Source organism: Salipiger mangrovisoli, assembly GCF_015223355.1.
Lineage (GTDB): Bacteria > Pseudomonadota > Alphaproteobacteria > Rhodobacterales > Rhodobacteraceae > Salipiger > Salipiger mangrovisoli.
This window is the reverse complement of sequence record NZ_JADFFK010000055.1, coordinates 1-8,189: the sequence shown is the minus strand read 5'-3', so window position 1 is coordinate 8,189 and position 8,189 is coordinate 1. Positions and strand designations below refer to the sequence as shown.

The window sequence follows — 8,189 nt, the reverse complement described above, 5'->3', positions numbered from 1 at the left end:
ACCTGGCGGTCGGGCAGAAGCGGCGAAGCGTCAACTATGCGACCGGCACGAAGGGCGGAAAGCCGAAGTTCGCTGCGTCAGGCGTGAATGTCCGGTTGGGGCAATCGGTTGCCGATCTCGTGCCCTTTCATTTCGCTGAGTGGGCAATGACCGGTGCAAACTGCAGCACACTCAGGAACTCGAACAGCATCTGGGCACCCGCATGTGCCGTGTTGGTCGTCGCGTCATAGGCCGGGGCGACCTCGACCACGTCCCCGCCGACGAAGTTGATCCCCTTCAGCCCGCGGATCAGCGCCATCGCCTCGCGCGTGGTCAACCCGCCGATCTCGGGCGTGCCGGTGCCGGGGGCGAAGGCCGGGTCGAGGCTGTCGATATCGAACGAGAAATAGGTCGGACCGTCGCCGACGACGCGCCGCGCCCGATCGATGATGGCGGCAAGGCCCATCTCACCGATCTCGCGCGCCTCGATCACCGTCATGCCCGAGAGTTCCGAGAACTCCCAGATATAGCCGGCGGCCCCGCGAATGCCGATCTGGATGGTCCGTTCGGGGTCCAGAACGCCATCCAGAACGGCGTTGCGGAACGGGCCGCCATGATGGAACTTCTCGCCTTCATAGGCGCCGCCGGTGTCGCAATGCGCGTCGATATGGATCATGCCCACCGGCCGGTCGCGCCCCAGCACGCGCAGCACCGGGTGCGACACCGAGTGATCGCCGCCCACGCCCACGGGCACCACCCCCGCGGCGACGATGCGCTCGACAAAGCTTTCGATATCCGCATGGCACTTGGCCAGGTCGAAGCGGCTGCGGAACGGCACATCGCCGATATCGGCCACCCGCATCTGATGCAGGGGCGCGGTGCCGTGCGCGTCGTTATAGGGCCCCACCCGCTCGATCGCCCGCAGCGCCCGCGGCCCGAAGCGCGAGCCGTTGCGGTTGGTCACGGCAAGGTCCATCGGCATGCCGTAAAGCGCCACCTGCAGATCGTCCAGTGCCCCGGTCCCGTCACGCGAGGGCGCGTCGAGCAGCGTCGGAAACCCGGCATAGGGGGCGGGGCGGTTACCGCCCTGCGAAAAGATGTGATTGGCAATCTCCTGATAGCGCGGGTTGATCATGTCGCCGCCCGTCTTGGCGTCGAATTGCGCGCGCAGGGCGTCGAGCTTCTCTGGTGTCCAGGCCATCAGCGTCTCCTCAGGGGGGTCCGCCGAGAATGTGCCGCAAGCCGTACCGCAAGTATATTGACAATATTGACGCAAAACATGTGAGTATTTATCAAATGAGGATGCCCGGCCGCCTGCCTCCTCTCTACCCGCTTCGCGCCTTCGAGGCGACCGCGCGCACCGGCTCGGTGACGGCGGCTGCGCGAGAGCTGAACGTGACCCACAGCGCGGTCAGCCACCAGTTGCGGACGCTGGAGAACCACCTGCAGGTGCAGCTTTTTGTGCGGTCGGGACGTCGGCTGAAGCTGACCAGCCAGGGCGCGGCCCTGTTGCCCGACATCACCGCGGCCTTTGAGCGCATGGCATGGGCGACCTCGCGGCTGGACCGGCCGGTCATGTCGGGCGAATTGCGCATCGGCTGCGTCGCCGCGGTCCTGACCTACTGGATGCTGCCGCGGCTTGATGCCTTTGCCGGACGCTATCCGGATATCCGATTGAACCTCGACACGGCCCGCACGCCCGAGGGCCTCTACCGCTCGGCCCATGACGTTGCGATCCTCTATGGCGATGGCACATGGAAGGATCTCTGGGTCACACGCTGGAGCATGGTTCAGCTTTTTCCGGTGGCCAACCCGACGCTGTTGCACAACGCCCCGATCCGTTCGGTGCGCGACCTTGCCGACCACCGGCTGCTCTTTGCCGGGGATCACCGGGAATGGCAGTCCTGGCTGGTCGAGGCGGGTGCGCCGCAATTGACGAACGGTCGCAGCGCCACGTTGAGTGATGCCTACCTGACCACGCAGGCGGCGGTGCTGGGGAAGGGCGTGGCGCTTGGGGATAGCATCACGTCGCAGCCGTTGCTGGAGAACGGCAGCCTTGTCGCGCCGTTCTCGCGCAAGGTTGCGGCGCCACAGCAGATGTACCTGGCGTGCCGGGCGGAAAGCCGGGACAATCCCTTGGTGCGGGCTTTCATGGACTGGGCACTGGAGTCGATCGGCGCTGCCGTCCCTCAGCCCGGTCTGCCCGATAGGTAATCCTGGAGGTCCCCCAGCAGCGCGGACATGCGGTCGGACATCGCGCGTCCCGCCGGCCGGACGAGATAGTACTTCCCCGCCGCCATGATTGTGGTGTTAAACGGCTGGATCAGCCGCCCCTCGGTCAGCAGGCCACGGGTCAGCACGTCGGACGCCAGCGCGATCCCCTTGCCCTGGGTCGAGGCGGCGATGGCCTGCGCAAGCGAACCGATCTTGACGAATTGCGTGCCTTCGAGGCTGGCGCGGGCGGCCCCCGCCCACCTGTCCCACTCGGCGCCGTCATCTTCGTGCAGCAGTGTCACGCCGCGCAGCGTGCGGTCGCGTCGCTGCAGGTCCAGCTTGGGAAACAGCGTCGGCGAACACACCGGACGCAGCCTGACGTCGTGCAGCAGTCGCCAATGCAGATCCGGGAAGGGCGGGTTGCCATAGACCACGGCCACGTCGTTGACCTTCCAGTCCACGTCGGGGGCGGTTCTCGCCTCGTTGATGGCAAGCTCCTGCACCCTCCGATCCTGGGCAAAGCTGATGAGCGCGGCGCTCAGCCACGCCACCCCCAGCCCGGTCGGAACCGAGACCCGCAGGCTGACCGTCTCGCCAGAACGGGTCGTCTCACGCGCCACGCGCTCGGCCGTCTCGATCTGCGACAGCCCGGCGGCAATGGAGGTCGCGAAGTGCCGCCCCGGGCGCGACAGCCGCAGCGCCCGGCCCGACCTTTCGAACAGCGTGACCCCCAGCGTGTCGGAGAGATTGCGGATCTGAAGCGATACCGCACCGGGGCTGAGGTTCAGTTCCTCGGCCGCGGCGCGCACGCTGCCCTTGCGGGCCACCGCCTCGAAAGCGGGGAGGTATTGCAGGTAAGTCAGGCGTCGGGACATGCCAAGACTCCGGAGAAGACTGTTTAGCATTATAGAACGTTAACGGTCAGGATAAATCGCTTTTTCTGCACAACATACTTGTTAACTTCGTTGAAAAGGAGCCGAAGCATGATCGAGGCACAACCATTCCCCTTTCCCTATGACGGGAAGCTCACCCCGCAACGGACAGCGCTGATCGTGATCGACCTGCAGCGCGACTTCCTGTCACCGGACGGGTATTTCGCACGCAAGGGCTACGATCCCGCCGCCCTGCGCACCATCCTTCCCAACGTCACCCGCCTTGTCGCGCGGTGCCGGGCGGCGGGCATCACCGTCGTCTACACCCGGCAGGGCTATCGTGCCGACATGGCCGACATGACCGATTACGAGAAATGGCGCCGCCGCCGCGGCGGGATGGAGGGCACGGACGTATTTCTGCGCGGCAGCCCCGGCTTCGAACTGGTGCCGGAACTCGACGTGCGGCCCGAGGACGTGATCGTCGACAAGACCTGCAACGGATCTTTCACCTATACCGACCTCGACCACGTGCTGCGCGCCAGGGGGATCACGCACCTGCTGTTCACCGGCTGCACCACCGATGTCTGTGTGCACACCAGCCTGCGCGAAGCCTGCGACCGGAACTTCCAGTGCCTGACCATCACCGACGCCTGCGCCAGCGGCGATGCCTATGCGCACGAGGCGGCGCTGCACATGGTAACCGTCGAGGACGGGGTCTTCGGCTGCATTGCTGACACGCAGGCCGTGCTGGCCGGGATCGACCGGCTCGGGGGGCAATCGGCATGAGTGGGAAAGAACAGGACCAAGGCGAAATGCTCAAGTTCGTCTCGTTGATGAAGCTGACGCAGAAGGGTCTCGATGAACTGACCGACAGCGCCCGGCGGCGCAAGGTCAGCGAAGACCGGGTCGCGGCCGTGGGCGGGCGCTCGATCGCTTTCTACGCGGTGCTGGGGCAGTTCGATTTCGTTCAGGTTTTCGAGATGCCGAGCGTGGCGTCGATGATGCAATACGTCTTGACCGCCCGGCGGGACGGGCACGTGGAACCGCTGCTGCTGCCGGCCTTCGATACCGGCGACTGGCAACAGATACTCGACACATTCACAGGAGAGGTAAAATGAGAAAAATCGCAATACCCATGATCTGGGCCATGGCCGGCCTGGCCTGTGCTTGTGCGGCCTCGGCCGATCAACCCGGCTTCGTCTCGGACGGTAAGATCGCCGTCTGCACCACTGCCAACTTTCCGCCGCTGACCTTCAAGGAGAACGCGGGCGACGCCAAGCCGATCGGCATCGACATCGACGTGGCCGAGGCACTGGCGCACAAGTTCGGTGCAACCACCAGCTATACCACGACCGAGTTCGCTGGCCTGCTGCCCAGTCTCGGTGCAGGGCGCTGCGGCCTGATCATCAGCGGCATCTACATCAACGACGAGCGCCGTGCCTCCTACGACGGTATTCGCTATATGCGCTCGGCCACGGTCATCGTGACCCGCGCTGACGACGACAGCATCAAAGAACCAGCCGACCTTTCCGGCAAGATGCTCGCGCTTGAGGCCGGATCCTATTACCAAGAGGAAAGGGTCGAACCGCTCAACGAGCAGCTGGCCAAGGCCGGCGAGCCGGAAGTCAAGGTCGCCCTCTACCCCGCCCAGCAGGGCGCCTACCAGCAATTGCTGATCGGGCGGGCCGACGCCACCCTGACGGAAGAGGCCGAGGGCGCCTACCGCGTCGCCGGCGCCCCCGACCAGTTTCGCATCGCCTATACGTGGGAATCCGATTTCACCTACGGCATCTACATGCGGCCCTCCGCCGCGGACTCAGATGCGGTCCGCCGCGCGCTGAAGGAGCTGGCGGGCGAGGGGTTCTTCGACGATCTCGCCCACAAATACGGTCTCGATCCGGCCGTGTTCGACGTCGATTACGACTCGTAAGATCGCGAGCACCAGCATGGAATTTTCCTTCGAGCTGTTCATCGAGGCAATGCTGACCCCGGCGATGATCCGCGGGGCCGGGATCGCACTGGTCCTGACCGTGCTGGTGTTCGTCTTGTCCTTCTTCGGCAGCCTGCCCATGGCGCTGTGGCTCAAGTCGAAGAAGCGGACGCGCAACATTCCGGCCAAGATCTATGTCTGGGTGTTCCGGGCGGCACCCGTGATTCTGATCCTGCTTTTCGTCTGGAACGGCTCGCCACAGCTTTTCCCGGCGCTGCTGAAATCCGACTGGTTCACGCCCTTCGTGGCCGCGACCATCTCGCTGGTGCTGACCACCATTGCCTACATGGCCGAGATCATGCGCTCGGCGCTCAGTGCCGTTTCGCCAGGTCAGGCCGAGGCGGCACAGGCCCTCGGGCTGGGCCGGTTCAAGGCCTTCCGGCTGGTGATCATGCCGCAGGCGCTGCGCATCGCCCTGCCGCCCATGGTCAACGAGTTCATCAATGTGCTGAAGGTCACGTCGCTCGCCTATGTCATCTCGCTCCGGGAGATCATGGCCGTGGTGAACGATTCCATCGCCGCCACCTTCCGGTTCGTCGAGTGGTACACTGCGGCGTTGGTCTATTACCTGATCATCGTTTCGCTGTTCATGGTCCTGCAGGGCATCGTTGCCCGCCGCCAGTCCAAGGCCGACCGGGCCTGACCTCCACCGCGACCCCGACAGAGGAAAACCGCATGTCAAACCCCATGGTCATGAGAAATGTCAGCAAATGGTACGGCAGCTTCTAGGTGCTCAAGGACGTCTCGCTCGACGTGGCGCCGGGCGAAAAGATCGTCATCTGCGGCCCGTCCGGCTCGGGCAAATCCACCCTCATCCGCACGATCAACCGGCTCGAGCCGCATGATGCGGGTTCGATCCACGTCGACGGCACCGAGCTGACCGACAATCTGAAGACCATCGACCAGATCCGCTCGCGCGTCGGCATGTGCTTCCAGCACTTCAACCTCTTTCCACATCTGACTATCCTTGCAAACTGCACCTTGTCTCCCGTCCACACCCTGGGGCAAAGCCGGGCCGAGGCGCAGGAGCAGGCGATGCACTACCTCGAAAAGGTCCGCATTGCCGATCAGGCGCACAAATACCCCTCGCAGCTTTCCGGCGGCCAGCAGCAGCGTGTGGCCATCGCCCGGGCGCTCTGCATGAAGCCCCGGATGATGCTGTTCGACGAGCCGACCTCCGCCCTCGACCCAGAGATGATCGGCGAGGTGCTCGACACGATTGACCTGCTGGCGAAGGATGGCATGACCATGATCTGCGTCACCCACGAGATGGGCTTTGCCAAACACCTCGCCGACCGCATGGTGTTCATGGATGGCGGTGAAATCGTCGAGATCAGCCCTCCCAGCGAATTTTTCCTTGAGGGCCGCAGTGCCCGCCTTCGAAGGTTTCTTGGGCAAGTTATGCACTGAAATAGTTGGGATTTGCCCGGCTGCGCACGTCTCTTCGTGGCGAAGTCACTGTAGGACAGAGCAGATGCAGCCAGCAAAGCCGCGTTTATTGGGCGTTTTGTCCGTGTGACAGCATGTGAAAGGTCCGCGCCGTTCCGTTTTGGAGGTCAAACCCAGCCCTGTCGAGAATTTCGACTGGGGCAGCAAGCGGCCATTCGCTGCCATGGTGACGAGCGGCGGGATTGGGCCGGACGTGGTTCCACAACCTAAGAGCCCAGTGGCTCCCTGCGAAGCCGCATGACGAAGCACCGACAACCTGGGATTGCACGCAGTCATTTTGTAAGTGCATCTATCGTCGATCTCCTTACATGGAACAAATACCAATTGATGCAGCGGAGCGCTACTATGGCTCAACTAACCGAGACCGATATCGAACTCGCAACCAAGGCCTATGGCGCCGCGCGGGCAGCAGTTCAGGATTGCTATGCGCAAGTCCATGCCTATGCGGATGCAGAAGAGAACCATCCCGGCCACTTCGAAGCCGATGAGTATCTTAAAGACATGGCGGCACATCTGGCGGAATTGAACCGGAAAGCCATCGACGCGGTACGAATCCTGTTTGAGCTGATTGGCCTCAACGAGACACAAATCGACTTCGACAAACAGCTCGCAGGGATCGAGGAGGCCGACTTTACCAAGGTCAAATACTTCGACGAGTACTTAGGTGCGCACAACGCGGTAGTAGACATCGTTAGCCGCCGTCTCGATCGCATCGGGCCGCTTCTCGAAATTCCCGCGAATGTAGAGACCGAGCGTCGCATGCTCGGCAGGATGCTGCGCCAAATCCCGCACTACCTGGACTCCATGAAGAATGTACCGACAAGAGAGAAGGATGTGCAGGACGCCCTTCATCCAGCATTGCGGCTGGCATTTCCCGATGTCATCCGCGAACCAGTCATCCCGAAGCAGACCAAGACCTATAAGCCGGACTTCAGCATCGATTCTATCGCAACGGCGGTCGAGGTAAAGTTCGCCGACAATAAGGTGAAGGCGACGTCTGCGATTGGACAGCTATATGAGGACATGAAGGGCTACGCGGCGAGCGAATTCACTCACTTCATCGGTCTCGTGTACCTAACCGGCGCATATTTATCCCAAGAACAGGTCGAAGCTGAGCTAAAACGGGTCGGTACTCCAAAGGACTGGTGCGTCGCCGTGGTCGTAGGAGGCGCGGCTACCAAATCAAAGAGTGAACCGGCGGGATCTGCAAAATCCAAAACACGGTGAAGCATGACGGGTTACGGTCGGCCTGCGCAAACTTGTGTTAGATTTTTCTCTAAACGGGTGCTGCCGTCAAAAGCGCAATTTTCAATGATCGCTTGCGTCCCGCCTTGGGACACCCACCGCCTTTGAGATCGACCAGGTGTAGCGAACGTCGGCAATGCGGGCTGCGACCGCAGAAACGTGAAGAGGCGCGCAATGACAGCAATGGGCCCGAGAGCGACGGGTGCTGCGGTCCGCCAGGTGTACGCATCGCTGCTCTGCCGCAAGCCCGCACCGAGCTGACCTTCTCGGCCTGTCTCGATGCTGCATCGCGTCGCTTGGTCATGCGAAGGCCGTGAGGCTCACCATTCCCCCGGCCTTGCTCTTGGCACCCAATACTGCAAACTTGCCTGCGAGTGCATAAGGTCCGAATGATCGCGCCACAAGCGCGCCCGACCGCGCAGGGAAACCAGAGAATGACC

9 protein-coding genes are annotated in these 8,189 nt (G+C 62.8%); 7 read left to right on the top strand and 2 right to left on the bottom strand.

What is annotated here, in order from left to right; all coding sequences use genetic code 11:
* Positions 1-127: 127 nt before the first annotated feature.
* Complete coding sequence (gene speB / locus IQ782_RS28925) at positions 128-1,180, bottom strand: agmatinase (protein WP_194138132.1); 1,053 nt, start codon at positions 1,178-1,180, stop codon at positions 128-130.
* Between the two features lie 29 nt (positions 1,181-1,209).
* Here speB and IQ782_RS28920 point away from each other — a divergent pair, with 29 nt between their 5' ends.
* On the top strand, positions 1,210-2,193 hold the full coding sequence (locus tag IQ782_RS28920) for a LysR substrate-binding domain-containing protein (RefSeq protein ID WP_194138131.1): 984 nt from the start codon (positions 1,210-1,212) through the stop codon (positions 2,191-2,193).
* Here the strand turns inward: IQ782_RS28920 and IQ782_RS28915 are convergent.
* Positions 2,169-3,068 carry a LysR family transcriptional regulator gene (locus IQ782_RS28915; protein WP_194138130.1) on the bottom strand — a complete coding sequence of 300 codons (900 nt, stop codon included), beginning with the start codon at positions 3,066-3,068 and terminating at the stop codon, positions 2,169-2,171. The two genes, IQ782_RS28920 and IQ782_RS28915, sit on opposite strands and share 25 nt — an antisense overlap.
* A 108-nt stretch (positions 3,069-3,176) precedes the next feature.
* Here IQ782_RS28915 and IQ782_RS28910 point away from each other — a divergent pair, with 108 nt between their 5' ends.
* The 6 genes from IQ782_RS28910 to IQ782_RS28885 all read left to right on the top strand — a co-directional run bounded on the left by IQ782_RS28910 (position 3,177) and on the right by IQ782_RS28885 (position 7,731).
* Positions 3,177-3,851 carry a cysteine hydrolase family protein gene (locus IQ782_RS28910; protein ID WP_194138129.1) on the top strand — a complete coding sequence of 225 codons (675 nt, stop codon included), beginning with the start codon at positions 3,177-3,179 and terminating at the stop codon, positions 3,849-3,851.
* 26 nt (positions 3,852-3,877) lie between these two features.
* Positions 3,878-4,183 carry a GYD domain-containing protein gene (locus tag IQ782_RS28905; protein WP_240989660.1) on the top strand — a complete coding sequence of 102 codons (306 nt, stop codon included), beginning with the start codon at positions 3,878-3,880 and terminating at the stop codon, positions 4,181-4,183.
* The gene (locus tag IQ782_RS28900; protein WP_194138127.1) at positions 4,180-4,995 is read left to right on the top strand and encodes a transporter substrate-binding domain-containing protein; all 816 of its coding nucleotides are present in this window, start codon (positions 4,180-4,182) and stop codon (positions 4,993-4,995) included. The genes IQ782_RS28905 and IQ782_RS28900 overlap by 4 nt, the downstream gene beginning before the upstream one ends.
* 16 nt (positions 4,996-5,011) lie before the next feature.
* Positions 5,012-5,698, top strand: a complete 687-nt coding sequence (locus IQ782_RS28895; RefSeq protein WP_194138126.1) for an amino acid ABC transporter permease — start codon at positions 5,012-5,014, stop codon at positions 5,696-5,698.
* Between the two features lie 86 nt (positions 5,699-5,784).
* Positions 5,785-6,465 (top strand): amino acid ABC transporter ATP-binding protein, encoded by a 681-nt coding sequence (locus IQ782_RS28890; RefSeq protein ID WP_338092668.1) that lies wholly within the window; start codon positions 5,785-5,787, stop codon positions 6,463-6,465.
* A gap of 384 nt (positions 6,466-6,849) precedes the next feature.
* Positions 6,850-7,731, top strand: coding sequence for a PD-(D/E)XK nuclease domain-containing protein (locus IQ782_RS28885; RefSeq protein ID WP_194138125.1), 882 nt, complete (start codon positions 6,850-6,852; stop codon positions 7,729-7,731).
* Positions 7,732-8,189: the final 458 nt, after the last annotated feature.